This window comes from Chloroflexus sp. (genome assembly GCF_049970315.1).
Lineage (GTDB): Bacteria > Chloroflexota > Chloroflexia > Chloroflexales > Chloroflexaceae > Chloroflexus.
In genome coordinates, this window is the sequence record NZ_JBMFNE010000009.1 from 58,330 (window position 1) to 84,172 (window position 25,843).

24 protein-coding genes, 1 other RNA gene and 1 pseudogene are annotated in these 25,843 nt (G+C 54.7%); 16 read left to right on the plus strand and 10 right to left on the minus strand.

Annotation, left to right across the window (positions count from 1 at the left end):
* Positions 1–270 precede the first annotated feature (270 nt).
* The 8 genes from ACP5OT_RS08265 (at position 271) to ACP5OT_RS08300 (ending at position 5,394) form a co-directional block, all read left to right on the plus strand.
* Positions 271–1,086 (plus strand): FAD-binding domain-containing protein, encoded by an 816-nt coding sequence (locus ACP5OT_RS08265; protein WP_428112736.1) that lies wholly within the window; start codon positions 271–273, stop codon positions 1,084–1,086.
* Positions 1,087–1,173: 87 nt separating this feature from the next.
* Positions 1,174–1,647, plus strand: a complete 474-nt coding sequence (locus ACP5OT_RS08270) for a hypothetical protein (protein ID WP_424675836.1) — start codon at positions 1,174–1,176, stop codon at positions 1,645–1,647.
* Positions 1,647–2,417 carry an SDR family NAD(P)-dependent oxidoreductase gene (locus tag ACP5OT_RS08275; RefSeq protein ID WP_428131885.1) on the plus strand — a complete coding sequence of 257 codons (771 nt, stop codon included), beginning with the start codon at positions 1,647–1,649 and terminating at the stop codon, positions 2,415–2,417. Before ACP5OT_RS08270 ends, ACP5OT_RS08275 begins: the two co-directional genes overlap by 1 nt.
* Positions 2,418–2,442: 25 nt before the next feature.
* Positions 2,443–2,691 (plus strand): molybdopterin converting factor subunit 1, encoded by a 249-nt coding sequence (gene moaD, locus ACP5OT_RS08280; RefSeq protein WP_424675838.1) that lies wholly within the window; start codon positions 2,443–2,445, stop codon positions 2,689–2,691.
* Between the two features lie 46 nt (positions 2,692–2,737).
* Positions 2,738–3,151 (plus strand): molybdenum cofactor biosynthesis protein MoaE, encoded by a 414-nt coding sequence (locus tag ACP5OT_RS08285; RefSeq protein WP_424675839.1) that lies wholly within the window; start codon positions 2,738–2,740, stop codon positions 3,149–3,151.
* Positions 3,152–3,162: 11 nt separating this feature from the next.
* A complete protein-coding gene (gene mutM / locus ACP5OT_RS08290; protein ID WP_424675840.1) occupies positions 3,163–3,990 on the plus strand; it encodes a bifunctional DNA-formamidopyrimidine glycosylase/DNA-(apurinic or apyrimidinic site) lyase in 828 nt (275 codons plus the stop codon).
* Between the two features lie 77 nt (positions 3,991–4,067).
* Positions 4,068–4,721: a response regulator gene (locus ACP5OT_RS08295; protein ID WP_424675841.1), complete on the plus strand. Its 654-nt coding sequence runs from the start codon at positions 4,068–4,070 to the stop codon at positions 4,719–4,721.
* Positions 4,722–4,836: 115 nt separating this feature from the next.
* Positions 4,837–5,394, plus strand: coding sequence for an HD domain-containing protein (locus ACP5OT_RS08300; protein WP_428131887.1), 558 nt, complete (start codon positions 4,837–4,839; stop codon positions 5,392–5,394).
* 44 nt (positions 5,395–5,438) lie between these two features.
* On the opposite strand, the gene ACP5OT_RS08305 is transcribed toward ACP5OT_RS08300, so the two are convergent.
* Positions 5,439–6,560, minus strand: coding sequence for a trans-sulfuration enzyme family protein (locus ACP5OT_RS08305; RefSeq protein WP_428112733.1), 1,122 nt, complete (start codon positions 6,558–6,560; stop codon positions 5,439–5,441).
* Between the two features lie 382 nt (positions 6,561–6,942).
* Here ACP5OT_RS08305 and ACP5OT_RS08310 point away from each other — a divergent pair, with 382 nt between their 5' ends.
* Entirely contained in the window at positions 6,943–8,127 is a 1,185-nt protein-coding gene (locus ACP5OT_RS08310) for a glycosyltransferase family 4 protein (RefSeq protein ID WP_424675844.1), read from the plus strand.
* Positions 8,128–8,291: 164 nt separating this feature from the next.
* Here ACP5OT_RS08310 and ACP5OT_RS08315 read toward each other — a convergent pair whose 3' ends face one another.
* The 4 genes from ACP5OT_RS08315 to ACP5OT_RS08330 form a co-directional block, all read right to left on the minus strand.
* Positions 8,292–9,074, minus strand: a complete 783-nt coding sequence (locus ACP5OT_RS08315; RefSeq protein WP_424675845.1) for a succinate dehydrogenase/fumarate reductase iron-sulfur subunit — start codon at positions 9,072–9,074, stop codon at positions 8,292–8,294.
* An 83-nt stretch (positions 9,075–9,157) separates the two neighbouring features.
* Positions 9,158–11,131 carry a fumarate reductase/succinate dehydrogenase flavoprotein subunit gene (locus ACP5OT_RS08320; protein WP_424675846.1) on the minus strand — a complete coding sequence of 658 codons (1,974 nt, stop codon included), beginning with the start codon at positions 11,129–11,131 and terminating at the stop codon, positions 9,158–9,160.
* Between the two features lie 37 nt (positions 11,132–11,168).
* A complete protein-coding gene (locus tag ACP5OT_RS08325) occupies positions 11,169–11,888 on the minus strand; it encodes a succinate dehydrogenase cytochrome b subunit (protein ID WP_424675847.1) in 720 nt (239 codons plus the stop codon).
* A gap of 407 nt (positions 11,889–12,295) precedes the next feature.
* On the minus strand, positions 12,296–13,912 hold the full coding sequence (locus tag ACP5OT_RS08330; RefSeq protein ID WP_424675848.1) for an ATP-binding protein: 1,617 nt from the start codon (positions 13,910–13,912) through the stop codon (positions 12,296–12,298).
* A gap of 382 nt (positions 13,913–14,294) precedes the next feature.
* Between ACP5OT_RS08330 and ACP5OT_RS08335 the strand changes: the two genes are divergently transcribed.
* From ACP5OT_RS08335 to ACP5OT_RS08345, 3 genes are all read left to right on the plus strand, one after another.
* Positions 14,295–14,801 (plus strand): hypothetical protein, encoded by a 507-nt coding sequence (locus ACP5OT_RS08335; protein WP_428112731.1) that lies wholly within the window; start codon positions 14,295–14,297, stop codon positions 14,799–14,801.
* Entirely contained in the window at positions 14,798–16,054 is a 1,257-nt protein-coding gene (locus ACP5OT_RS08340; RefSeq protein ID WP_428131889.1) for a glucosaminidase domain-containing protein, read from the plus strand. Before ACP5OT_RS08335 ends, ACP5OT_RS08340 begins: the two co-directional genes overlap by 4 nt.
* A gap of 280 nt (positions 16,055–16,334) precedes the next feature.
* A complete protein-coding gene (locus tag ACP5OT_RS08345; protein ID WP_424675851.1) occupies positions 16,335–16,976 on the plus strand; it encodes a M23 family metallopeptidase in 642 nt (213 codons plus the stop codon).
* 410 nt (positions 16,977–17,386) lie between these two features.
* Here ACP5OT_RS08345 and ACP5OT_RS08350 read toward each other — a convergent pair whose 3' ends face one another.
* Together ACP5OT_RS08350 and ssrA are read right to left on the minus strand one after the other, a co-directional pair.
* Positions 17,387–17,959, minus strand: coding sequence for a hypothetical protein (locus ACP5OT_RS08350; protein ID WP_424675852.1), 573 nt, complete (start codon positions 17,957–17,959; stop codon positions 17,387–17,389).
* Positions 17,960–18,401: 442 nt separating this feature from the next.
* Positions 18,402–18,762: a transfer-messenger RNA gene (ssrA, locus tag ACP5OT_RS08355) on the minus strand.
* Between the two features lie 230 nt (positions 18,763–18,992).
* Here ssrA and ACP5OT_RS08360 point away from each other — a divergent pair.
* From ACP5OT_RS08360 to ACP5OT_RS08375, 4 genes and pseudogenes are all read left to right on the plus strand, one after another.
* A pseudogene (locus ACP5OT_RS08360) lies at positions 18,993–20,643 on the plus strand (acyl-CoA synthetase).
* A gap of 119 nt (positions 20,644–20,762) precedes the next feature.
* A complete protein-coding gene (locus ACP5OT_RS08365; RefSeq protein WP_424675853.1) occupies positions 20,763–21,671 on the plus strand; it encodes an alpha/beta hydrolase in 909 nt (302 codons plus the stop codon).
* Complete coding sequence (locus tag ACP5OT_RS08370; protein ID WP_424675854.1) at positions 21,671–23,059, plus strand: histidine kinase; 1,389 nt, start codon at positions 21,671–21,673, stop codon at positions 23,057–23,059. Before ACP5OT_RS08365 ends, ACP5OT_RS08370 begins: the two co-directional genes overlap by 1 nt.
* 99 nt (positions 23,060–23,158) lie before the next feature.
* Entirely contained in the window at positions 23,159–24,088 is a 930-nt protein-coding gene (locus ACP5OT_RS08375) for a DUF1338 domain-containing protein (protein WP_424675855.1), read from the plus strand.
* Positions 24,089–24,153: 65 nt separating this feature from the next.
* On the opposite strand, the gene ACP5OT_RS08380 is transcribed toward ACP5OT_RS08375, so the two are convergent.
* From ACP5OT_RS08380 to ACP5OT_RS08390, 3 genes are all read right to left on the minus strand, one after another.
* Positions 24,154–24,405, minus strand: coding sequence for a mycoredoxin (locus tag ACP5OT_RS08380; protein WP_424675856.1), 252 nt, complete (start codon positions 24,403–24,405; stop codon positions 24,154–24,156).
* Positions 24,406–24,585: 180 nt separating this feature from the next.
* Positions 24,586–25,134, minus strand: a complete 549-nt coding sequence (locus ACP5OT_RS08385; RefSeq protein WP_424675857.1) for a YceI family protein — start codon at positions 25,132–25,134, stop codon at positions 24,586–24,588.
* A 179-nt stretch (positions 25,135–25,313) separates the two neighbouring features.
* A complete protein-coding gene (locus tag ACP5OT_RS08390; protein WP_424675858.1) occupies positions 25,314–25,754 on the minus strand; it encodes an OsmC family protein in 441 nt (146 codons plus the stop codon).
* Positions 25,755–25,843 lie beyond the last annotated feature (89 nt).

Genomic DNA, 25,843 nt, shown 5'->3' on the forward strand with positions numbered 1-25,843 from the left:
ATTGCCCACCTAATGCAATGCCATGCGTATGTGGTTTGTACTCATCTTCCTGCGAGGAAGGTATCAGTTGATCTTGAAACACTTGGTTTTTCAGCGCCATTCGGCTGTGCGTCTGATAAATCATGGGCATTCCGGTCGCTCTCTGCTTGTTATGGAAGCAGCGGATCGAGACGTTATTTCTAGACTGAATATTTGGCTGGTCAGGTAATTTACCGGCCAATCGTCACCTAACTCGTGGTATACTCGTTAGCAATGGGGATAGGCAAAGCAATGCAACTCCGTACCGATCTGACGACACGCACCGAACAAGCAGCCTATCTCGCCGATGCGCTTGCCGGCTTGTACCAGGGACCGGCCACCCCGTCACCGATCCGTGGTGGGCGGCGGGCTGCGTTACGGCGGTTGCGCGCCTTTGATGTGCGCAACTATGCGCGGACCCGTAACGATGTAGCGCGGCGTACCGTCTCACAACTCTCGCCATACCTTCGTCACGGCGTCCTCACACTTGCTGAAGTGCGTGATTCGATTCTGAGTCGATTCGGTCATACACCCGATACTGAAAAGTTTGTCAACGAATTAGTATGGCGTGCATTCTGGCAAATCGTCTATGCCCATCTCGGTGAGCGGATTCATCACGATCTTGAGCCGGCAAAGCATCGCTCCCGTGTAGCGCGTCGTTTGCTCCCACCCGAAGTGCTCACTGCGACGACCGGTCTTGTGTGTATTGACGAGTCGTTGCAGGAGTTGTACACAACTGGCTATATGCACAACCACGCACGCATGTGGGTCGCCGCTTATCTGCAACACTGGCTCGGTGTGGATTGGCGCGAGGGGGCGGATCTCTTTTACCGTCACCTCCTCGACGGTGATCCGGCCTCGAATAGTCTGTCGTGGCAATGGGTGGGTAGTACCTTCAGTCACAAGCCGTACATCTTTAACCGCCAAAACGTTGAAAGGTTTAGTGGTGGTACGTTCTGTAACCGCTGCCCACTTGCTAACGGTGGTTGTCCGTTTGATGAGAGCTATGAACAACTCGCCCGTCGTCTGTTTGGGGTAACCTTAGCCGAACTGGATGGGCAACGATGAACGATTGGTTTTGCCGCGTTACATCCAACGCTTGGGCGATTACGGTTTGACAATGGTACCATAGTGTCAACCACCGGTGACTGTGGTATGAGTAACAGTATTGTTTGGTTGCACGGCGATAGTCTTAGTCCTACCGATCCAGCGCTACTGGCGAACCCTGCTGCGCCGGTAATCTTTGTCTTTGATGAGCCACTGTTGCGCACCATGCAGCTCAGTTTCAAGCGGCTGTTCTTTCTGTACGAGTGTGCGCTAGAGGCCATTGCCGGTCGGAGCGGAAGTATTCGGCGCGGCGTCGTTGTTGAAGAGGTACGTGCCTTTGCGGCAGAATACGGGGTGACGGCGGTGCATGTCACGGCGAGCGTTGCACCACGTTTTCGCCAGTATGTGGCCGAGTTGCAGGCTGTCGGCTTGACGGTTGTGGTGCATCCGCTGCCACCCTTCGTCTCGTGGCATGGTGAACCGCCACGCCGATTTAGCGCCTTTTGGCGTTGGGTAGCAGCCGAGGCATTACATCCGACCGGGCTGGGTCCGGTGTTGCCTGACGAGCACGAGGTGGAATAATGGAGTTTCAAGGCAAAGTCGCAATTGTCACTGGCGGCGCCCAAGGCATTGGGCGGGCTACTGCGCTCGCATTGGCGCGCGAAGGGGCTGCGGTTGTCATCGCTGACCGCGATGCTGCGGCGACAACGGCGTTGGTCGAGGGGATCAATGCATGGGGAGGTCGCGCGCTTGCCGTTATCGCCGATGTCAGCGACGAGGGCGATGCTGCCCGCATTGCCAACGAGGCAGTCTTGGAGTTCGGTGGGATCGATCTGTTGGTCAATAATGCCGGTATTCAACAGCCGGGTACCATTGAAAGTACAACTTTACAACTTTGGCAAGAGATTATCAATGTTAACCTGACCGGTGTCTTTTTAGTTTCACGCTTTGTGATGCCTGAGTTGCGACGGCGCGGCGGAGGAGCCATTGTCAACGTGGCCTCGGTCTATGGGTTGCGGGCCGAAGCAGGGTGGGCAGCGTATGCTGCCTCAAAAGGCGGGGTGATTGCCTTAACCCGAGCAATGGCGCTCGATGGCGCTCCTGACGGTATTCGCGTGAATTGTGTTTGTCCCGGCTTGATCGATACATCTCTCCTACGGGCAAATGCGGCGCTCGTCAACACCCAGCGCCCCGATGAGGCGTTGCGAACGTTTGCCCGTCGGGTACCGCTTGGTCGCTTGGGGACCCCGGAAGAGGTTGCAGCGGTGATCCTCTGCTTGCTCAGCCCGACGGCTGGGTACCTGACCGGTGCGGTCATTACTGCCGATGGCGGCTGGGAAGCACGATTGTAAGCATCGAATAACGAGGAGGTCGGCGATGATTACGGTGATAGTACGGTTTTTTGCCAGTCATCGCGATATTGTGGGACGGGCAACAGCCCAGTATACCGTGGCCAAAGGTACGACTGTTGGTCAGTTGTGGGAGCAGTTGGTTGCCGACTACCCGCGCTTGGCCGGGTATACCGGCCGGTTGCTGTTTGCCGTCAATCAGCAGTTTGGTCAGCCGGCGACGGTGCTCGCTGATGGTGATGAAGTCGCATTTATTCCGCCGGTCAGTGGTGGATAACAACGTTCTGCGAGTGCGATCAGGGTAGATTCGTTGAGGATGGGGTATGGTTGAACCATTTGTGATCACAACTGAACCGCTCGATCCGGCACCGTTGGTCGCTGCGGTACAGACACCCGATGATGGTGCAGTCGTGACGTTTAGCGGTGTGGTGCGGAACCATTTTGATGGTCGGCCGACGGCATTTTTGGTCTACGAGGCCTACACCGAGATGGCCGTACCGGTGCTGCGTCAAATTGCCGATGAAGCGCGGGCACGATGGCCAATTGGGCGCGTTTGTGTTCATCACCGGGTGGGACGGCTGGAAATTGGTGAAACAGCAGTGCTCGTCGTTGTCGCTGCTCCGCATCGTGATGCAGCCTTTGCTGCCGCAGCCTATATTATGGATCGGATCAAAGAGATTGCTCCGATCTGGAAACAAGAACATTGGGCCGACGGTTCAGCTGAGTGGCGTGAATAGGTGAGGATGCGATGCCAGAATTGCCCGAAGTTGAGACCGTCGCTCGTTCGTTAGCACCACAACTGTTGGGCCGCACGATTGTTGGGTTGGCAAAACTCGATTGGCCCCGAATGTTGACCCCACCGCTGTCCGAATTTGCAACGTTGGTGGCCGGACGTCGGATCGAAGCGGTTGGCCGGCGTGCAAAGTGGTTGCTACTGACTCTCGATGCCGGGTGGACGCTGGCAATTCATTTGCGGATGTCGGGTCATTTGCTCGTTGCCGAACCGGCGGCTGTCGATGCTCCGCATGTCCATTTTGCGCTCGATCTCGATAATGGTCGACGCCTCATTTTCGACGATCAGCGGAAGTTTGGCCGAGTCCATTTACTCGATAGTACCGGTTTGCTGGCGCTTGACGCGGCCCATGGTCCCGAACCGTTGGCAGACGATTTTACGCCGGCGATACTGGCCGAGCGCTTGCGCAATCGGCAGGCGCCGATTAAGGCCCTCTTACTCGATCAGCGGTTGATCGCCGGGCTTGGCAATATCTACGCCAATGAAGCGCTCTGGTTGGCGGGGATTCATCCCCTGACGCCGGGAGGTGCACTGACGCTAGATCAGATTGCTGCTTTATACCACGCTATTCGGCTCGTGTTAGCCGAAGCTATTGCCAATCAGGGTAGCTCGCTGCGCAATTATCGTGATGGGTATGGTCGTCGTGGCAACTATCAAGAGCATTTCAACGTCTATGATCGGGTAGGAAAACCGTGTCCTCGTTGTCAAACTGCAATCGAACGGATCGTAATAGCGCAACGGAGTACCTTTTTCTGCCCATCGTGTCAAGGGTTGGTGCAGTAGTGAATATACCTGTGTACAATACAAGCACGATACGAGGAGATTGTAGTAACAAACGTTCTGTGTGAGAGGGTAATTACGTGCAAGAGCCGATTCTGCTGGTTGAAGATGATTATATTTTACAATTTTCGCTAGCTACCATCCTTCGTCGCGAGGGGTATGCTGTTGATATAGCGCGTAACGTGTCTGAAGCTCGGCTCGCGCTTGTGTCCCGTCGGCCAAGAATTGTGTTGCTCGATCTCGGTTTACCTGATGGTAGCGGTATTGATATTCTCAAAGCGTGGGCGACGGAGCCAGATCGACCATTGATCATCGTGACTACGGCTAACGACTCGCCGAAGACAGCGTTGGAGGCGCTATCGCTCGGTGCATTTGATTGTCTTACGAAGCCGATTAATCACGAGATGTTACGGTACACACTGCGTCGCGCGGTAAGTTATGACCAGCTCCGTCAGCAGGTGCGTGATTATGAGCGACTTAAAGCCGAGGTAGAAGAGGCATCGATCACGGTACGGAAGGTTGTGCATTCTATTAGTCAAGCGTTGACGGCGATCATGGGAGAAGCGCAATTAGTGCGAGAAGAAGTAACCGATGAATCGTTATTGAGCAGCCTGGATCGGATTGTGCGTATAACCGAGACGGTTGCTCAGCACGTGACAACGATCCGATCACTGCGCCTTTTTGCCTTACGTGAGAGTGGAGGTGAACAGGCTACGGAAGTCAGGCATACGTAGCGTATTTCGAGCACATATTTGGTAGTGACGGGGCGTCGATGCGCCCCATTATCATCAGAGCAAAAGGTATCCAAACCAACCCTGTTAACCGATCATCTACCGACGGAAGCAAAGGATGGATCAGCCCAATCTGAGTGCATTTCTCCCCCGTTTGTTGTCGTTGAAGCTGCTGCCACGCACCGGTTGGCTTCAGCGCGGTGTGCGTGATGTCGAGAGCATTGCTGAGCATTCGTATAGTGTTGCCGTACTCTGCTTGCTCATCGGTGATCAAATCGAGGGTATTGATCAGGGGCGCTTGCTGGCAATTGCGCTATTGCACGATTTAGCCGAGTCGCTGCTCGGTGATTTGCCGGCTACAGCAACACGGTTGTTGGGTAAAGCGACGAAGCGTCAGGCTGAGCGAGATGGTTTGGTGAGCCTGATCGGCCATTTACCACGGGCAGATGAATATCTGGCGTTATGGGAGGAATACACGGCCGGGACATCCCGCGAAGCTCGTCTGGTGAAGGCTGTCGATCGACTCGAATTGATGGCGCAGGCCCTAGCCTACGAGCGAACAGGTGTGCGTGGGCTTGACGAATTTTGGCCACCTAATGACGACTGGGCAGCCGAGTTTCCGCCGGTTGAAGCGTTGGCTGCCCATCTCCGAGCCGAGCGCACCAAACTACAGTGACAGCCCGATCCAGATGTGTAATCGTGTTGGGTACGCTCACCGTATCATGTACTTGCAGCGCGAATAGCCGCATCGAGATCGTTCCACAGATCATGAACGTCTTCGATCCCCACACTGAGTCGTAGTAGCGATGGTGGTAAATGCTCTTGGCCGGCAACTGCTGCGCGCCGTTCCATCGTCGACTCAACTGCCCCTAAGCTGGTTGCGTGGCGGATCAGTCGCACATGCCGACAAACAGCATCGGCGGCAGCCGCTCCACCGGCGACATCAAACGAAATGATCGTTCCAAATCCTTTTAACAGCCGCTTGGCGGTGGCGTGCGTCGGATGGGATGGCAATCCCGGATAACGGACACACGTGACCAGAGGATGTTCGGCCAGCCGTTGGGCGAGGATCATAGCGTTGTATTGTGCCCGTTCGAGCCTCAATGCGAGAGTCCGTGCGCCACGCACGGCCAGAAATGCTTCGAGTGTGCCGGGAATGGCGCCGGCGAGGGTACGGGTTTGGTGGATGTGCTGCCAAAGTGCTTCGTCACGAGTAGTGATGACCCCCGCCAATAAATCGGAATGGCCGCCGATAAACTTCGTTGCCGATTGGACGGATACCGTTGCTCCTAGTTCGAGTGGTTGCTGGTTTAGCGGAGTAGCGAAGGTATTATCAACTGCCACAATAGCGCCGGGTTTGCGCGGTGCAGCACAAATCACGTCGAGATCGGCGACGGTTAGCAGCGGATTAGACGGTGACTCAAGCCAGATCAGATCGGCTTCGGTACAAGCTTGTTGCCAGGCGGCGGTATCGGTCAGGGCAATGCGTTGCACCGACCAGCGTCCGCGAGCGGCGCCGGCCATAGCCAAACCGACAACGCCCTGGTAGCAGTCGTCGGGCAAGACTACTCGTGCGCCAGACGGAAGTTGATCGAAAATGGCAGCGACTGCCGCCATCCCGGAAGCAAAGGCTACCGCTTTGCCGGCTTCTAGCCCACCGATCACCTCTTCCAGTGCTTCCCACGTTGGTGTGGAGTCACCGCGTGCATACGAACGTCCCTGACCAAGAATAAAGTTGGAGGCCGGGATCGGTGGTACGTTTAGCGGTGCGCCGGGATCGACGGTACGTCCGGCGGCTACCAGCCACGATGCGAGTTTCAGGCCGGAGGGGTGCTGCTCCATAATATACCTGCCTTTTCGTTCTATGTGATACGAGGTGCGGAAGGACGGGTAACCAATGTGGTTACAGGAGTCGTATGCTGCGACGGTGATTATTGCATTGCGAGGGTGAACTGTCAATTATCCTGGGCATGGATATATCTGTATCAAAATCAGCTATAATGACAATCAAATAACATGGTCAGCCGCTATAAGGTAACGCCAAGCTGTGCAACAGGTGTGATACGAAGGTGCAGTCAAGAGGGGCTAGTGATGGTATCACATTGCTGGGTTTTGGGTTGCGAAACTGAACGTGTGCGCTAACTTCGCCCTTCTTGTGTTCGCATCTGTGGGTTGTGATGTCGGGATCATCACCTCATCCTCGTTACCTATTGAGGAGGTCGGTGTGCAAATTGTGATTAATGGCAGTTTTTGGTCCCAGCCAACCGTAGGTATCGGTCAATACGTACACAACCTGTTGCCATGGATGTACCGGCTGGCACCACAGCATCGTTATGTGATCTTGTTACCGGCGGGTACCACGATCCCTGCACTACCCGACGGGATCGAGGCGCTACCGGTCAAGATCGGTGGTTCGCGTCAGGTTGCTAAGGTGATCTTTGAACAGGTCGCCGTGCCGGTCATTGCTGCACGCTTGGCGCGCAACGGTGAACCCACAGTGCTGTTCGTACCTTATTTTGCTCCCCCGTTACGCTCAAAATTACCGGTAGTGACGACAATTGGCGATCTCATCCCACTGTTGTTACCGGCCTACCGCGGTAGTTGGGCGGTGCGCGTCTACATGGCATTGGTACGACGGGCCGCGTTGCGCAGTGCTCACGTGCTCACGTTTTCATCGTTCAGTCGGACGACGATCTTGAACTATCTTGGCTTGTCACCCGACCGTGTAACGGTGACGTACTTAGCAGCCGGTGAGCAGTTTTGCCCGCCGATTGACAAGATTGCCGTTCAGCAGTTGGTTGCAGCCCGTTATGAGGTACAACCGCCGTTTATCTACTACGTTGGTGGGTTGGATGAGCGTAAAAATGTGTACACATTACTCCGCGCCTTTGCGCTAGTGCGGAATCGTTATCGGCATGTTACGTTAGTTATTGCCGGGCGCGCACTGGGGCGCGATCGGCGACTCTTTCCCGACATCAATCAGATGATCGCCGATCTCGGTCTCGGCTCGGCTGTACGCCGGATCGATGTACCCGTTGAGGATGGTCCATTGCTCTACCAAGCCTGTACGATCTTTACCTATCCGTCCCGCTACGAGGGGTTTGGGCTACCGCCACTTGAGGCAATGGCTTGTGCTGCACCGGTTATTGTCAGCGATGCAACATCGCTGCCGGAGGTGGTTGGCGCGGCGGCAATCAGGATTGCACCTGATGATGTGGCCGGATGGGCGACGGCGATCACCCGTCTGCTCGACGATGAGGCACTCCGTGCCGAACTCAGTCAGCGTGGTATGGTGCAGGCGGCTAGTTTTTCGTACCAGCGTACTGCAGCGACGACGCTCACCGTGCTTGAACAGGTGGCACAAGCGTTGGTGATCGAGTGCAAGCAGCACCGCAAAGAGGTGGGCTAAGGGGCGACCCACCGGATCGCGCGTACATCGGGGGGCCCGTACTGCCGGGTCGCCCGTAATGGAGGCGCGGTGGAGCGTAGGGGGCGACCCACCGGATCGCGCGTACATCGGGACGTAGGGGGCGACCCGCTAGGTCGCCCGTACATGGGGAGTCGCGCGTACAATCACCGTCTGGTTGCTGCACCAATTGGTGTATTGGGTTCGATCCCGCGCAACGCTGCCACCACTAAATCGCGGTTGAGTTGGGCAATCGTCTCGAGGCTAATCTCCTTGGGGCAGACTGCGGCGCATTCACCGATATTAGTACAATTCCCAAACCCCTCAAAGTCAGCTTGAGCAACCATATTCACCACGCGCTGATACCGTTCAGGTTGACCCTGCGGCAATAGGGCGAGGTGCGTAACCTTGGCAGCGGTGAAGAGCATTGCCGAGCCGTTGGGGCACGCCGCGACACAAGCACCACAACCGATGCAGGCAGCGGCATCCATTGCGCGGTCGGCTGCGGTCTTCGGGACGGGGATGGTATTAGCATCGGGTGCTGAGCCGGTGCTCACGCTGATATAGCCGCCGGCCTGGATAATCCGGTCGAACGCGCTGCGGTCGACAACCAAGTCTTTGATAATCGGGAAGGCAGAGGCGCGCCACGGCTCGACGGTAATTGTGTCACCGTCATTGAAGCTGCGCATATGTAACTGGCAGGTAGTAATTGCGTTTTTCGGTCCATGGGCTACGCCGTTAATCATCAGTGAGCACATGCCGCAGATACCTTCCCGACAGTCGTGATCAAACGCAACCGGCTCTTCACCTTTCATGATCAATTCCTCGTTTAGCACATCGAGCATTTCGAGGAAAGACATGTCGGGATTGACATTATCCATGACATACGTCTTAAACTCGCCGGGTGTTGAACGGTTCTTTTGCCGCCAGATCTTGAGGGTGATCTTCATAGGCTATCTCCGGCCACCGGTTGGCTTGCCAACCGGTGGCAGTAAGGCTGATCGAAGTCAACGAGTGCGCTACCAACCGTCGTCTACTTATAGCTGCGCTGAGTCGGCTTGACGTATTCAAACACAAGTGGTTCCTTGTGCAGACGGGGCTTGGCGGTATCGCCGGTAAACTCCCACGCTGCTACATACGAGAACTGCTCATCGTTGCGCAGCGCTTCGCCATCAGGGGTCTGATACTCTTCGCGGAAATGACCTCCACACGACTCCTCGCGATGGAGGGCATCGATACACATCAGTTCGGCCAATTCGAGAAAATCGGCGACACGGCCAGCCTTCTCAAGAGCCTGATTCAGATCACCGGCCTCACCGGGTACATTCACGTTCTCCCAGAACTCGGCACGGATTTCGGGGATGCGGGCCAACGCCTCACGCAAGCCTTGGGCGTTGCGTGCCATGCCGCATTTATCCCACATGAGCTTGCCCAATTCGCGGTGGAAGGAATCGACAGTGCGCTTCCCGCGAATGCTGAGCAGCCGATTAATCCGCTGTTGGACTTCAGCTTCCGCTTCGGCGAATTCAGGCCGGTCGACGCTTATCCCACCGGGTTTGACTTGAGCAAGGAAGTTGGCGATGGTATAGGGCAGGATGAAGTAGCCGTCCGCCAAACCCTGCATCAGCGCCGACGCACCGAGTCGATTGGCGCCGTGATCGGAGAAGTTTGCCTCACCGATCACAAAGAGGCCGGGTATCGTACTCTGCAAATTGTAGTCGACCCACAATCCGCCCATCGTATAGTGTACGGCGGGATAGATGCGCATAGGCGTTTCGTAGGGGTCTTCACCGGTAATCTGCTTGTACATGTCAAACAGATTCCCGTAGCGTTCGGCAATCTTCTGGCGACCAAGCCGCTTAATTGCATCAGAAAAGTCGAGGTATACGCCGAGACCACCGGGACCAACACCGCGGCCTTCGTCACAGACCTGCTTAGCGGCCCGTGAGGCAATATCGCGTGGCACCAGATTACCGAAGCTAGGGTAGCGCTCCTCAAGGTAGTAATCGCGCTCGGACTCAGGAATATCCTGTGGTCGGCGAGTATCACCTTTCTTCTTCGGCACCCAAATCCGGCCATCATTCCGCAGCGACTCCGACATGAGTGTCAATTTACTCTGATATTCGCCGCTGATAGGAATACAGGTCGGGTGAATCTGGGTAAAGCATGGGTTACCGAAGAAAGCACCGCGACGGTGTGCCCGCCAAATGGCCGTCGCGTTGCAGCCTTTGGCATTAGTGCTGAGGTAGAAGACATTCCCATAACCACCGGTCGCCAGTACCACTGCATCGGCAGCATGGCGCGTAATCTTGCCGGTCACGAGATCACGAGTAATGATACCGCGCGCCCGGCCATCGACGACCACCAGATCGAGCATCTCGGTGCGTGGGAACATCTTCACCGTACCGGCTGCGATCTGACGGCTCAGCGCCTGGTACGCACCGAGCAACAATTGCTGCCCCGTTTGACCACGAGCATAGAAGGTACGGGCCACTTGGGCGCCACCGAACGAGCGGTTATCGAGCAGACCGCCATACTCGCGGGCGAACGGCACACCTTGGGCAACGCACTGGTCGATAATATTTACCGAGACTTGAGCCAGCCGATAGACGTTACTCTCGCGAGCACGGAAGTCGCCACCCTTAATCGTATCGTAGAAGAGGCGGTAGATACTGTCGCCGTCGTTGCGATAATTTTTCGCGGCGTTAATCCCACCTTGTGCAGCGATGCTGTGCGCGCGGCGTGGACTATCCTGATAGCAAAAGCAGAGCACATTGTAGCCCGCCTCGCCCAGGGTAGCTGCGGCTGATGCTCCGGCCAGCCCAGAACCGACCACGATAATCGTGTACTTGCGACGGTTGGCCGGGTTGACCAGCTTCATCTCGAAGCGGTGCTTATCCCAACGTTGCTCAATAGGTCCGCTCGGTACCTTCGAGTCAAGGACACTCACAAACTCGACCTGCCGGGTACCGGTGCGAACCGCCGTTTCATTCTTCGTCTCGCTCATGCGGAGTTCCTCACTCTTCTAGCGTTGGGCGGAAGGTTTACGCGACAAAACCGAACAAGACCGCCAACGGGAAGGAGACATTACCGATAAAGACGGCTGCCGCTACCAGGATTGCTAGCCCGCGTAACAGCCGATCGTAGGTGCGATTGTTCCAACCAAGGGTTTGGAACATACTCCAAACGCCGTGGTACAGGTGTAGCCCAAGAAAAACCATCGTTAGCAGATAGAAACCGACGATCAGCGGATTCTGAAACCCATACACGACGTTGTTGTAGGTCTCATACACATCGCCGTGCGGATGGATGAACTGACCCGGCTCGTAGCCAACAACGCCAAAGGTCAAGTGGAGAATGTGATATACGATGAAGAAGAAGATCAACACCCCGCCGAACCGCATCGTGTAGTCGGCGTAGCTCGATTGGCGCTTGTGTTGACCGTAGCGACGGATAGCCGAAATGCTGCTGCCCCGTAGGCTGCGTTGACTCTGTAATGTCAGGCTGGTTGCGGCCCAGATATGCAAAAAGACCGAGGCCAACAGGATCACGCGCGCAATCCACAGGAGGTGTTCGTGTCCGAAAACGGGATAACCGAGTGATCGCAGGCCGGCGGCATACGCATTATAGACTTCGGGACCCTGATACATTTTCAGATTGCCGTACATGTGAAACACTACAAAACCGACGAGAATGAAGCCGGTTACGGCCATTATTACCTTCTTGCCGACCGACGTGCGGGTGAGGGTGAGCACTCCTGTCATCGTTCCATCCTTCCCTTACCGAAGACCACCATCTCCCTATAAAATCAAGAGAATGACAGTCAACTGCCGGCTTGTGCCGGCAGTAGTACATTGTTCGTGACTTGATCTACAAAATATTACACTGCTACTGAATTATAACGGAATTCCGATCAATTGTCTACCAACTACAACGATAGCACTATACTTTGTGAAGAAACACGCGAGGCTTCACAATGCGATCAAACGCGATTGGCATAGCAGTGACGAGACGAGCAAAGAACTTGCTGATCTTGAATCAATAGCAAAAAAGTCTGTAATAGGTCGTAAATATGACGCAATCAAGAATCGGTTGGCTAGAGGTGTTGGGCATGATAACAAAGCGACACAGCGATCTGTGTCGCTTGTTGATCGCGTGCTTATGGTGGTCGTTATAAATCCAACCGCACCTTGGCCCCGAAGTTTTTCTTCTCCTTGCTGGGGAAGTACGAAAGGCACGCTGCATCGAGCAGATCGGGGCTGAGGGTAGGCGTTTCCATATTGTAACGCGCGATCGCGATCAACTGGTCGAGAATATCACGCGGCTGACACATACGGAACGGCCGATTATCAGGACGAAACCACTTTGCGATCAGATAATCGATACTACGGTCATCGTAAGGCACTTTCCGCACCTTACACATAATCTTCCAGATCTCGCGCCATTGGTCTTCGGTCGGATCGATGATTTCGATCTTAAACTTGATCCGGCGCAGCAGGGCATCATCACCAAGGTCCTTGGGATCAAGATTGGTGCTGAACATAATCAGTTGATCAAACGGAATCTGAATCTTCTGCCCAGAGACCGTATTGAGAAAGTCGTAGCGCTTTTCCAGCGGTACGATCCAGCGATTCAGCAAATCAAAGACGCGCACCTGTTGGCGGCCGAAGTCATCGATCAGAAAGATGCCACAGTTGGCTTTCATCTGGAATGGTGCTTCATAGACTTTTGAGGTCGGGTTGTAGACAAGGTTCAGTTGCTCGAGCGTCAATTCACCACCAACAATCACGACCGGACGGCTAATCCGAATCCAGCGCTTGTCGTACTCAGTCTCTTCAGGAAGTGGTCGTCGTGGCGGCTCATGAATCACCGAATCGTACATCTTGATAATCGCACCGTCGGCGTAGATAGCGTAGGGAATGAAGATATCATCACCCATCAGATAGGTGATCCGCTCGGCGATAGTCGTCTTCCCATTGCCGGGGTATCCGAAGAGCATCACCGATGAGCCGGAATTGACGGCGGGACCAACCATATTCAGGATCGACTCGTCTATCACGAGTCCTTCAAACGCATCACGGATATTACGACGAGTAACTTTGACCTTCTTCACCGTCTGCGCTTTCACCGACTCGATCCACGCATCGAGGGGCACCGGGCACACACCGGTGTACTGTACCTTCTCCATCGCCGCTTGCGCAGCCGTTTGACCACGCGGTGTCAAAATGTATTCGTAGTTAATATCGCCAAAACCACGTTGACCGACGATGTCGATTTGCTCCACATTCCGCAGGTCAATAATAATGGGTTCGATCACGCGGTAAAACAGCCCCATTGCATTGGCCAATTCCATACCGGTCGCTCGACCCTTGTTGTAGAGAATGCGAAGGAATTGTTCGGTCAGGAAGGTACGGTTGAGGCCGGTTTCTTCGATAGTGACCGGTTGCGCCGGTAAGAAAGAGTTGTTCATTGTCGGACGGGCCTCTTCGTCCGACGGTGGGGGGTCGCCAAGGAGGTGCAGCGAGGCAATATTTTCGCCCCGAGCGCGTGCTTCGCCGATCAAGCGTTCGAGATCGGTGATGTGCATTTGCAGATGCAAGAGCGCATCAACATCGTTTTTCGCCTGCGCCTCTTTTAGACAGGCATAGACGGCTCGCGCAACCGTGTACTTCACGCCATCGATGTAGATGTGGTGGCAGTACTCCTGGTTGCGCACATAACAATCGCGTGGATGGCTTTTACGCGCCAACATCTCTTCGTATGAGCGTTGATCGAGTAAATAACGCATAAGGCTCCCTTTGTCGGTAGTAGGTGTGAAATGGGAATAACCCGTCACAAGCGTGGGAACGGAGGCATCAATGGTGCCGAGGTAAGGTTCGTACTTCTATTATTGTAACCCAATTAGCGAACCATCGTACTACCAATTGTGACGAATCGTGAGCGATCTAGCTCATGATAATGCCTAAAAACCGACTTGACAAGAACAAGTGTTCTAAACTATAATCAGAACAAATGTTCGATCATTCTGCACACAATGATGGGTACGATAGCGCTCACGCAAGCGCGGGGCAAGTGGTGCCGTCATCGACGGTTGACAATCTACAATCCTGTACTACTTGATAACAGAGCGGAGCAAGTGGTGCCGTCATCGATGAGGAAGGAGGGCAGGTATGGCAACCACCAGTCGCGTATTATCACCGACACGACGTTCAGTTGGAGTGTATACCATTGTTCGGTGGCTCGTGACGGCGACGGTCATCGTAGCAATCGCCATCATCGTGAGCGTCGTGATTGACTTTGGTCGCATCGTGCTCGATGACTGGCGTTATGGGCGACCACGAACCACCCATCTCACCGGCTATGCTGGTTTAGCTGCCGAGCGGACAGGGCATCCGTCTCACTTTATTGCTATGAATCTCGATCGACAAACCGTGATCGTCGTGTTACCCGGTGGTGACCCGACCTACGTGCAGACGTGGCAAGGCCCATACCTATTTGGGTTACATGAAGATCTCACCCCTGTGGTATTATCTTTGGCAGACGCTGATGGTGATGGTTTGGCCGATCTCGTCGTCACCATCCACAACGAGCAAGTGGTGTATCTCAACCGTGACGGTACATTTCGCCTGCCTAACCCCGAAGAGTGGCACCGGCTGGCACAGGAGCGAAGCAAGTGAGTGCCTTCTCTCGCCGCAACCGGAATCGGCGCTTGGGCCAACCGCTCTTTTCAATTGAAGAGACGGAGTCTGTTCAGCGTCTCCCAAGGCAACCGCTTGCTGAATTGACGTCCGATCTCGATGCCTTGCTCGAACAGCATGTTCAGCCGTCTCGTCCTGAAGAGCCTATCGGGTTGCGTGTGCCCGAAGATGTGAGATCGGCGTACCGACGGGCGCAGCGGAGCCGGACGGATGCTTATCATCGCCCACAAACACATCAGGAAACTGCCAAACACGCCCGGCCCGCAACGCCGGAACGGTCCGTCACCGATCACACTGCGCTCTCGGCGCCGCCGCGTGGCAACACAGCGCCGCCAATTCCGTCAGCAAGGCATACTGTTGGCGCTTATGCGAGGAGCAATGGTTCATCGTCAACCGCACAGTTGGTGGCCGGGCCAGAACGAACGCTGGTAACATTAGCCCGAGACGCTGTTGCAGTAGGTGTTGATCGGAGACTACGCAACAACCGATTAGCCGATTCGACATCTGTGGGTTTCACACCTCTGCCCGAAGCAACCGACCTGCCCCTGCCGGTAGGGCAGCGTTCTACTCCATGGTTGTGGGCTGCTCGAGCCAATCAGTGGCCGGTGATGGTAGGGATTGGCTTGGTAAGCCTCGTGATTATCGTTGTTTGGTTAGCGACCTTATCGCGTTCACCTATCTTGAGCTTTCAGTACGCGGTGGATATTAGCCGAGCGGTGCAGGTGAATGCTGCCAGTCTCACCAATATCCCGGCACTAGGTGATCACCGACTGCGTTCGGCGCCAAGTCTGACGCCGGCACAGATCGATGAGATTCTGCGCAGCTATGGCTCGCCGGCAACCGGTACCGGTGAGATCTGGTACCGCCTTGGGTTGGAGTACAACATCGATCCAGCCTATGCGATAGCTTTCTTTATTCATGAGAGTGGTGCCGGGACGAACCCGAATTGGGCCGGTATGAAGCCCGATGGTAGTACAACGCACAATGTCGGTAACATTATTTGTGCTGGTTATCCGACGTGCTATGGCCGGTTTCGTGATTACCCCGACTGGGAGACCGGGATTGCCGATTGGTATCGGCTTATCGATGTCGAGTATATTCGTTGGCGTGGTTTGCAAACCGTGGCTGACATTATTCCGATTTATGCGCCGTCGTTTGAAAATGACGTGCAGGGCTACATACAGGTTGTGACCGGTCTTGTCGATCGGTGGCGGAGTGGTCAAATTCCCTAGCGCTAGTCATACGGCGATTGGTGCAGCCTCAGTGCGCTGCTGTTGATGGCGGTGAATGTATACCGAGACGTTCGGCTTCGCTCTTTCAGAATTACTGTCCCTCTCGCGGTCGGTGATGAGTCAATGAGTGCTTGTGCTGTGGGCCGCGATCTTTTGTGGGCAAGACATGTCGTTGAAAACATCGTACTGAAGAACGTTGGCGATGAACAATTGCCCGATAGTTCAAGATATTTCAATCACGAATACCAATGTTCAGTGGTGTTATTAGGTTTTAAGCTCCATGCGACCAATTATGATTATTATCACACTTCTAGTTCTTGTCTTCAGCGCTCTACCGCGCTTGTTCACCCCTTCCCAACCTGTGCTAAGCAATTGGCGTGGTTCGGTTGATCAGGCACTGAAGGTCAACAGTATCAATGCCGCAGCGCAGGAAGCGTTAGTCGGCGTGGCACAGCCGCAGGGTCGTGGCTTTGATGCTGCTATGATTCCGAGTGGTAATCCATTGCGGGCAGCTAATACTGTCATGACGCAGGGCTATGGTGTGGGTACGCATGCCCCGGCACAGGTTTGGGGAGCCGTCGATCTCGCGCTCGATGGAGATGGCGATGGTAAAGCCGATCCCGCCGGGACGCAGAACCAACCGGTGTATGCAACGCACGCCGGGCACGTCACCTTAACCTACGATAGCTGGCCGGCAGGAAATCATATCTGGGTGACGAACGAACTCTACCGCACCGGTTACTCGCATCTTAGTGGGTTTGCGGTGAGTGATGGTCAGTGGGTCAATCCCGGCGATCTGATCGGCTATATCGGCTCGACCGGTATGTCAAGTGGGCCACATTTGGATTATCAGGTTTGGGTTTGGCGTGATAGCCAGTGGATAAATCAAAATCCCCTTGATTATGGTGTGTTTGCGCAGTAAGTTTTTTTGCCTGCCTTGTGTCTGTGATGGGAGGTGCCCCAGCGATCACGAATGAAAAAAGTGCTCCGAGTAGTGTGTGCGCTGCGGGGTGACCGGTATGCCAGAAGTTGGAGTGGCAATTGATGCACTGTAGTTTCTAAGCCCTCGATGATGACCCGCCGTCCCAGCGAACATACCGACATCTGCGTCTGAGGTGGGGCGATCGTCCTCCGGCGAATGCACTGGGTATCGCGGCGCGCCCCACTTGCGGTTTGCCTGTTCAGCGAACATACCGACATCTGTGTCTGAGGTGGGGCGATCGTCCTCCGGCGAATGCACCGGGTATCGCGGCGCGCCCCGCTTGCGGTTACTGGGTTCTCTGTGGTGATCCACTCTCCAAGAGCGACAGGCTCATCGGAAGATAGCCTACGTCAGATAACTTTATACTCAACCACCGCAAACCGAAAGCCGCAATGCGGCTCAGCCTCTTTTCTGACCAACTGCGATATTGCGTTGAGCATTGACTGTGCAACGATATTGTTCGGTTCAAGATAGCAAGTACGTTCGAGATAGCGTATTGTCCAATCAAATTGGTTACGCTGTGAGGCACTACAGGCGAGAAGTAGCCATGCTTTAGCATTATTTGGGTTGAGCTTGAGGGCGACGTGAATATATTTCGCTGCATCGTGATACCGACTTTTCCCCAGTAACTTTTCTGCATGCTGTAGAAGGAAGGTCCGACTCAGGAACCACACAATGGCGGTAAGGCAGATGAAACTATTGATAACGTTCAAGCCAGTCTGCATCATCCACAGACCACCAACGAGTATTACCGGTAATTCTGGCATTTGGAGCAATATCCGACCCAGCTGGTGAGTGGCGAGGCGATGCGGGCGAATGCGCGGACGTGTGACCTTGTCCTTTCCTACCTTGAGAACATCTGCACTAAGGCTGTTATGGGTGAGGCGCTGTTGGCTAATCGTCTTGTACGGACGTGCGGTCATGTCTTTTCCTCCCTCTGAAACAAGCGCTTATCAATCCAAGATCAGTTGATAGGCAGGACGCGCTATCTGTGTTCGGTTGTTGTGTAAGGCTGCTACGCACAAGATAACAGAGGGTTGTGACATGTACAGTCACATTTTGATGGTCCTTACTTCTCGGCTTCCTCGCTTCACCGAGGGAGTGGGAGAGAGACGAATGCCGGCAGCTCAGGGAGAAGTGAAGTATGGTGATTGAGGACGATGGCAGGTTGGCGAAGCGCAAGCAGGACCCCCTCTCCCGCAACGTGGAAGTGGGGCGAGGGCTATCGAACGGCGCCAAGTGGTGCAGCTTTACCCAACCGGAGCTGTCCGCAACGTGGGAGCGGGGCGGGGGTGAGGGCTATCGCAACACTAAAACCAACACGCAGGGCTGCCAAGCGACAACCCTGCGTGTTGTAATGTCTAGTGGTGGAGATGGGGGGAGTCGAACCCCCGTCCAGAAAGCTAGACCGCAGACATCTACAGGTTTAGCCCCTCGCTTTATCTCGCCCGTAGTCGCGCGAGTGGCAGAGCGACCGGCGGGCCAGCCTGTTGTCTTAGCCGATAGTGCTCAGGCAAGCACTACCGGAGCACCCGATATGCGACGCTCGATCCGCAACTATCGGGAAAGCTGCGGTGAGCGCGCTGCCAATCTTAGGCAGCGAGGGCCAGCCGAGGCTGAACCCGAGCGTTGTTGTTGGCAGTTGTTGCCTTGCCCCTTTTACGTGACTGGGCAGCACGACCTGCAGTCTACGGTGTTCACTCCCTGTCGAAACCGGAGCATCCCCCTAGTCCACCAATGTAGTATAGCAACTTTGATCGGTATGTCAATCGGTCTTACGATAGAGATGTGTTAACATGCCCGCTTTCTGCTCGCTTGCACGGAAATGCACGATGCGAGATACTATACATGTCGCAATGATTCTGAAATAAGTCCAAGGTGCCGAGATGGTGCGCAAAGCGTGAATGACGGTGAGAAGGCGACGTCCTTAGGACAAGGTGAGTGGAGGAGAAGTCAATGACCGGGTTGTACGAAGTGGGTTTGGCCAAGACAGCAGCCAACTATGTGCCGCTGACACCATTATCGTTTCTCAAGCGTACAGCAATGGTGTATCCACAGTTACCGGCAGTTATCCATGGTCAGCGTCGTTATACGTGGGCCCAGGTCTATGAGCGAGTACGTCGGTTGGCATCGGCGTTGCGGGCTGCCGGTGTGGGCCAACACGATACGGTTGCTGCTGTGCTGAGTAATACACCGGAGATGTATGAGTGCCATTTTGGGGTACCGGGGGCCGGCGCTGTGCTCAATACGATCAATGTTCGTCTCGATGCGGCGACCATTGCTTTTATCCTTGAGCACGGCGAGGCTAAGGTGTTGATCACCGACCGTGAGTTTGCGCCGGTGGTGAAGGCTGCGCTTGACCGGATTGAACGTTCGTTGTTGGTGATCGATGTCGATGATCCAGAGTATACCGGTCCCGGTGACCGACTTGGTACGGTTGAGTATGAGCAGTTTATTGCTAGTGGTGATCCGGCGTTTGAGTTGATCTATCCTGCTGATGAGTGGGAGGCGATTACGTTGAATTATACCTCGGGCACTACGGCAAACCCAAAGGGGGTCGTGTATCATCATCGCGGTACGTACCTCAATGCACTCTCAAATATTGTCTCGTGGGGAATGCCGCATCATGCGGTGTATCTGTGGACACTGCCGATGTTTCATTGCAACGGTTGGTGCTTCCCGTGGACGATGGCGGCCAACGCCGGAACCAATGTCTGTTTGCGTAAGGTGGATGCCGGTTTGATCTGGCAAGCGATTGAGGAACATCGGGTGACCCACTATTGCGGTGCGCCGATTGTGCATTCGCTGATCGCCAATAACGCACCGGCACACTGGCGGGCTGGACAGGGGACACATAAAGTCAGTGGCTTGATTGCAGCCGCTCCGCCACCGGTAGCCGTCTTGCAGGCAATGGCTGAGATCGGGTTTGAGATTACCCACGTCTATGGCTTGACCGAGACATATGGTCCGGCAGCGGTGTGTGCGAAACAGCCCGATTGGCATCGCTTGCCGATCGAAGAACAGGCACGCTTAAATGGCCGGCAAGGGGTGAATTATCACGCTGAAGAGGCAGTCAGTGTGCTTGATCCGGTAACGATGCAACCGGTGCCGTGGGATGGGCAAACGATGGGTGAGGTGATGTTCCGTGGCAATATTGTGATGAAGGGGTATCTGAAAAACCCAACGGCAACCGAAGCTGCTTTTTCGCGATGGATGGTTCCATTCCGGTGATTTGGCTGTCGTACATCCTGACGGCTATATCAAGATTACCGACCGTGCGAAGGATATTATCATTTCAGGTGGCGAAAATATTTCGTCGATTGAGGTTGAAGATGCGCTTTATAAACATCCGGCGGTGTTATTGGCCGCAGTTGTGGCGGCTCCCGATCCGAAGTGGGGTGAGGTGCCACACGCCTTTATCGAGTTGCGTGATGGGATGACGGTCACTGAGGAGGAGTTGCAGCAGCATTGCCGACAGTATTTGGCCGGTTATAAGATTCCGAAGAAGTTTACCTTTGGGCCATTGCCTAAAACCTCGACCGGTAAGATTCAGAAGTATATCCTGCGAGAACAGGCTAAATCTCGACAGGCTATTGCCGATGTTTGAAACGCAAAGACGCAAAGACGCAAAGACGCAAAGACGCAAAGGCGCAAAGGGTGCAAAGGATGAGGTTGTGGTAACAGCAATACTTTGCGCCTTTGCGTTATTAGGCTTGGAGAGGAAGGATGGAGATCGATCCACGGGCACGGCTTATCGAATGGCCGAGCACGGTGTTGGGCGTTGATGGTCGGATGTGTGTGTATACTCCACCGGAATACCGACCCGATGGCCCACCGCTTCCGGTTGTCTATTTGCTACGCGGTCACGAGCGCGAGTGGGTGAATCGCAGTGAAGACGATAGCCGGATCGGGACGGCCATTGATGTGTATGAGCGGGTACGGTTGCGTGGCGAGATTGGGCCGTTATTGTTGGCGATGCCAGGTTTGGCCAGCGCTGATAATCGTATTCCCGGCCTGTTGACCGATTTTATCGCACCGCACTTGACCGATGCCCCCGGTATTGGTACCGGTCGATTTGCAACCTTCTTCTTTACCGAGGTATTGCCGTTGATGGAGCGGGAGTTTGGCGCTCACCCTGTAGCACGAGCGATCACCGGTTTTTCACTCGGTGGGTATATGGCGGTCAAGGCGGTGGCGTTGCGGCCTGATCTGTTTGTCAGTGTTAGCGCCTACGATGGCTCATTTCCTTATGCGAGCGACGGCGGGCGCAGAGCGAGACGGTATGATCCGCTTTTGTTTGCGGAGATGTTCGATCCGGCGTTAGGGCGTCCACGTAATTTGGAACGCTTGTCCGATCATAATCCAATCTGCTTGTTGTTGCGCGCGGATCGTACTGCTCTTCGTCGCATCACGTGGATGATCCAGTACGGTCCAGAGCATATTGAGCCGTGGGGGTCAAATTTCTATCGCGGTGAGTATCTGTTGCGCGTATTGGCGACGTTGGGTATCACTAATGCAGCGCCGGTTGCCGCTCTGCCCGATGGAGCCCATACGTGGGCTGTTGCCGATCGGCATCTGGAACAGGCGTTACCGTTGCATTATCGGGCGTTTGAGCGGGTGATAGCAGGGCAGTAATGAAATCACCTCCTCGTAATACTATCGAATTACTGGTACGTCTGCGCTGGCCGTTTGCGGCAGTTGTTGGACTGCTGTTTGCCCTCACTCGACTAGTCGAAGGGTTTTTCTTCGATTCGGCAATGGAGACACCAACCGGACGAGCCGTTGATCCGATTGTGTGGGGCGTGTTGGCGTTTGCGGCAATCTGGATCGTCTTAAGTTGGGCGATCCGGCAAGAGCGAGAGCGGCTCTCGACTGAGGCACGCATGCTCGAAGCATTACGCGAGAGTAACGAACGGCTCGAACTCCTGTATGAGATCAATCAGCGGGTCGCGTCAAGTGCGACGCTCGATGAGGTGCTCAATTACGCCATCACCTTACCGGCTCGGTTGGTCGATGCCGTTGCTGCTACCATTGTGCTGACCGATGAGCAGGGTCAGCCGTATACGGCACGGGTGGTTGGGCTTGATGCAACGGCACTTGAACGGGCAAGGGCGGCCTTTGGGTTGTGGTCTACGGCGAAACCACAGCTCAATCCGGTTATGTTGTATCCGCAGCATCCGTGTGGATGGAGCGCCTGTTTGATTGTGCCGCTGATCGAACGTGGTACGCAACCCATCGGTTGGATTGAGGCGTTCCTCAAAGAGGGTGAATCGGCTCGGCGAGAGATTCGCCAACCGTTGCTGGCTACCGTTGCTAGTGAACTGGCCGAGGCAGTGATCAATAGTCGGCGGCGCGACCGCGTCGTCGCGAGCGTGGCGGCGGTAGAACGGGCAATTAGTGCTGAACGCACTCGCATTGCCCGTGATCTGCACGATGGGGTGGCCCAATCACTTGCGTTTATGCGGATGCGGATAGATTTGTGGGAAGATTGGCTGCAACAAGAACCGGAACGATTACGGGAAGAGTTTGTAACCTTCAAAGCAAATCTCCGTCGCCAAATCGAAGAATTACGGCGCGCCATTTTTGCGCTGCGCCCAATTGAGATCGGTCAACTGGGATTCGCCGGTGCACTCCGTCGCTTTATCACCGAGTTTGCCGATCAGCAAGATTGGGATGTTGAGATCGATCTCACCGATGTACCGCCCGATCTGCCGCCGGTGCTTGAATTGGCTGCGTTTCGCTTTGTCCAAGAGGCGCTCAATAATGTCGCAAAACATGCGCAGGCGCAACGGGTATGGGTTAAACTCGGTGTGCGCGATCAGGGGTTGATCATTCACGTCCGTGATGACGGCGTGGGGTTTAATCCAGGAGTTGAGCCACCGTCAGGTCATTTTGGGTTGCGTCAGATGCGGGAACGGGCGGCAGCACTCGATGGGCAGGTAACGATCATCTCGCGACCCGGTGATGGTACTGAGGTGCGCGTGTGGTTGCCGTTGATCTATTCGACGGTCACGGTGGTTTAAGTGCGACTTTCGGCGGATTCCATCGCACAGTAGTTGTCGGGTAAGATACGATTATGAGCCGACACCACGAAGACGTGGTGTGATCAATGGTGAGGAGTTATGACAACGACAACCACCGACCGTATCCACATCTTTGAACAAGTACTCCAAGGATTAATGCACCGCTACCGCGAACGTGTGCCCGATGTGACCGCTATTGCCCAAGCGATGGTTGCTGAGGGGATCATTGCTGCGCCCGACCAGATCGAGAATGATCATATTGCGTTTCGCACGATGGGCGTGCCGCAACTTGGTATTCGCTCGCTCGAAAAGATTTTTCTGTACTACGGTTACGCGCGGCGCGATCGCTATCACTTCCCGGCTAAGAAACTCGATGCCTTTTGGTATCACCCACCGCGTCCCGATCTGCCGCGGATCTTCATTTCTGAATTGCGGGTTAATGATCTATCGCCGGAGGCGGCTGTAATTATTCGCAGCTATACTGATGAGGTGCCATCCGATCCGGTTGATGAACTCGATTTGAACGATGCGGCCCAGGTTGATGAGTTCTTACACCGGCCACTCTGGCGTTTGCCTACGTGGTCTGACTATCAACGGTTAGCCGCCGAGAGTGAGTATGCGGCGTGGGTGATCTACAACCGCTACTACCTGAATCATTTTACGATTACAGTGCATAATCTGCCGGCCGGCTACAATACGATTGCCGATTTTAACGCCTTCCTTGAGCGGCATGGCTTCAAACTCAACGATTCCGGCGGCAAGATTAAAGTTAGTCCCGATGGCAAACTTCTCCAGTCGAGTACGGTGGCCGAGATGATCTGGGCCGAGTTTGCCGGTGGCGAGCGGCATCTCATTGCTGGATCGTATGTCGAGTTTGCCGAACGGCGTCCACTCGACGAGTTTGCCCATCTGCCACCCCATGAGCTGCGGCGCGAACATCGTCGTGAGGGGTTTGAAGCCGGCAACGCCGACAAGATTTTTGAGAGTACCTATAGTACGCAGACGGTGAAACGAACGGCTGAGGTGTAATCTGGTGCAATGTGAAGAAGGGCACAACAGCGCTGTGCCCTTCGCCGTCGTTCTGGTGCGGTTCGTTATGCGAATTGGCTCAGCTTCTCTTGCAGCGCCCGGTTCGATGGCTCAACAAGGATCGAGCCGTCAGGGAAGACGATGGTCGGCACACTGCGGTTGCCGTTGTTGAGCTTAACCACGAATTCGGCCGCAGCTGGATCGTGTTCGATATTGATGTAGGTATAGGGCGTTCCATGCTGATCGAGGACGCGTTGGGCGCGGCGGCAGTCAGGACACCAGTTGGTACCGTAGACGATAATGGGTTGCACTGACATAGTCTCCTCATATAGATGTAGATTGGTGAACAATGTCAAAGCCGCTCAATGCAGCTTCATAGTATACCAGTTTTTGCAAGAATAATAGCAGAATCCTTGTGAAAAGGGAACTGATACTAGCTAGCGCATCCCTTCCCCTAATCGCTTGACATACCCGTTTGATAGCGAATTTGGTGGCCGCTAGGCGGTGATCGGATTTTCTTGCGGCACCTGCTTCATGATCTCCAGCTCAATCTCGATTGACACCTCTTCGCCGACCAATACTCCGCCGGTTTCAAGGGCAACATTCCACGTCAACCCCCAGTCTTTGCGATTGATCTTGGTGCTAGCACTGAAGCCGGCGCTCGTCGTGCCCCACGGTGACTTTGACTGGCCGTTGTATTCGACATCGAGGACGACTTCGCGCGTGACGCCGCGGATCGTCAGATCACCAATGATGCGACCATGCGTCTCATCGATCAGCTCAATGCGCTTACTGGCGAAGGTGATCGATGGGTAGTTGGCAACGTCGAGAAAATCGGGTGACATCAGATGACCGTCGCGTCGCTCGTCGCGCGTGTCAATGCTTGTGGCATCAATGGTTACCTGCACCGACGAGTTGGCCGGATTCTGTTCATCAAAATTGACGGTACCTTCAAACCGGCTAAAGCGGCCACGCACCTTTGAAATCATCATGTGGCGAACTGAGAAGGTAATCGTCGAATGTGAAGCGTCAATTGTCCATGTCATACGTTGTTGCTCCTTTAATCGATTATGCTCACGTAAAGGAGCATAACAGGCGTGCGTAGACAAGCGCGTAGACAGAAGCGTGAACATTAGCGGGCAAGCTAAGTGGGGAGTAGAGTAGTAGAGACGGCCTGGCAGGTCGTCTCTACGCTGCGGTAATAGGAGAATGGGAGTAGTTCAGCTTAATTCGCTTCATCCAGCGATGGTACAATCTCGTAACGATAGCGAATGGTGACAGTCGCACCGAGCATGCGCCAAACCGGGCAGTAACGTTCGCGTGACAGCTCGATGGCGCGTTCGAGTGCCGCCGGCTCGACATCGCCAGAGCAGCGGTATACCAGTTCGATTTCGGTGTAGGGTTTCGGATACTCATCGCCTCGTGTACCTTGTGCCCGCACTTCGAGGCCGGTAACCGGCTGACGCTTCTTGCGCAAAATGCTAATGACGTCCATTGCGGTACAACCGGACAGCGCCATCAAGACAGTTTCCATCGGTGAAGGTCCGGCGAGATCGCGCTTCCCTTCGTGCGGGCTATCGAGTTCGATCGGGCGGCCTGAGTCGGCAACGGCGGTAAAGTGCAGACCTTCGCGTAAGCGGACGCTAGCATTGATGACTGATCCCATATGTAGCCCTCTTGTTGCATAAACGGCGTGAACAAAGCAGTACAAATACTGAGAAATCTCATTGTTAGTATACTACTCCGGGTTATAAT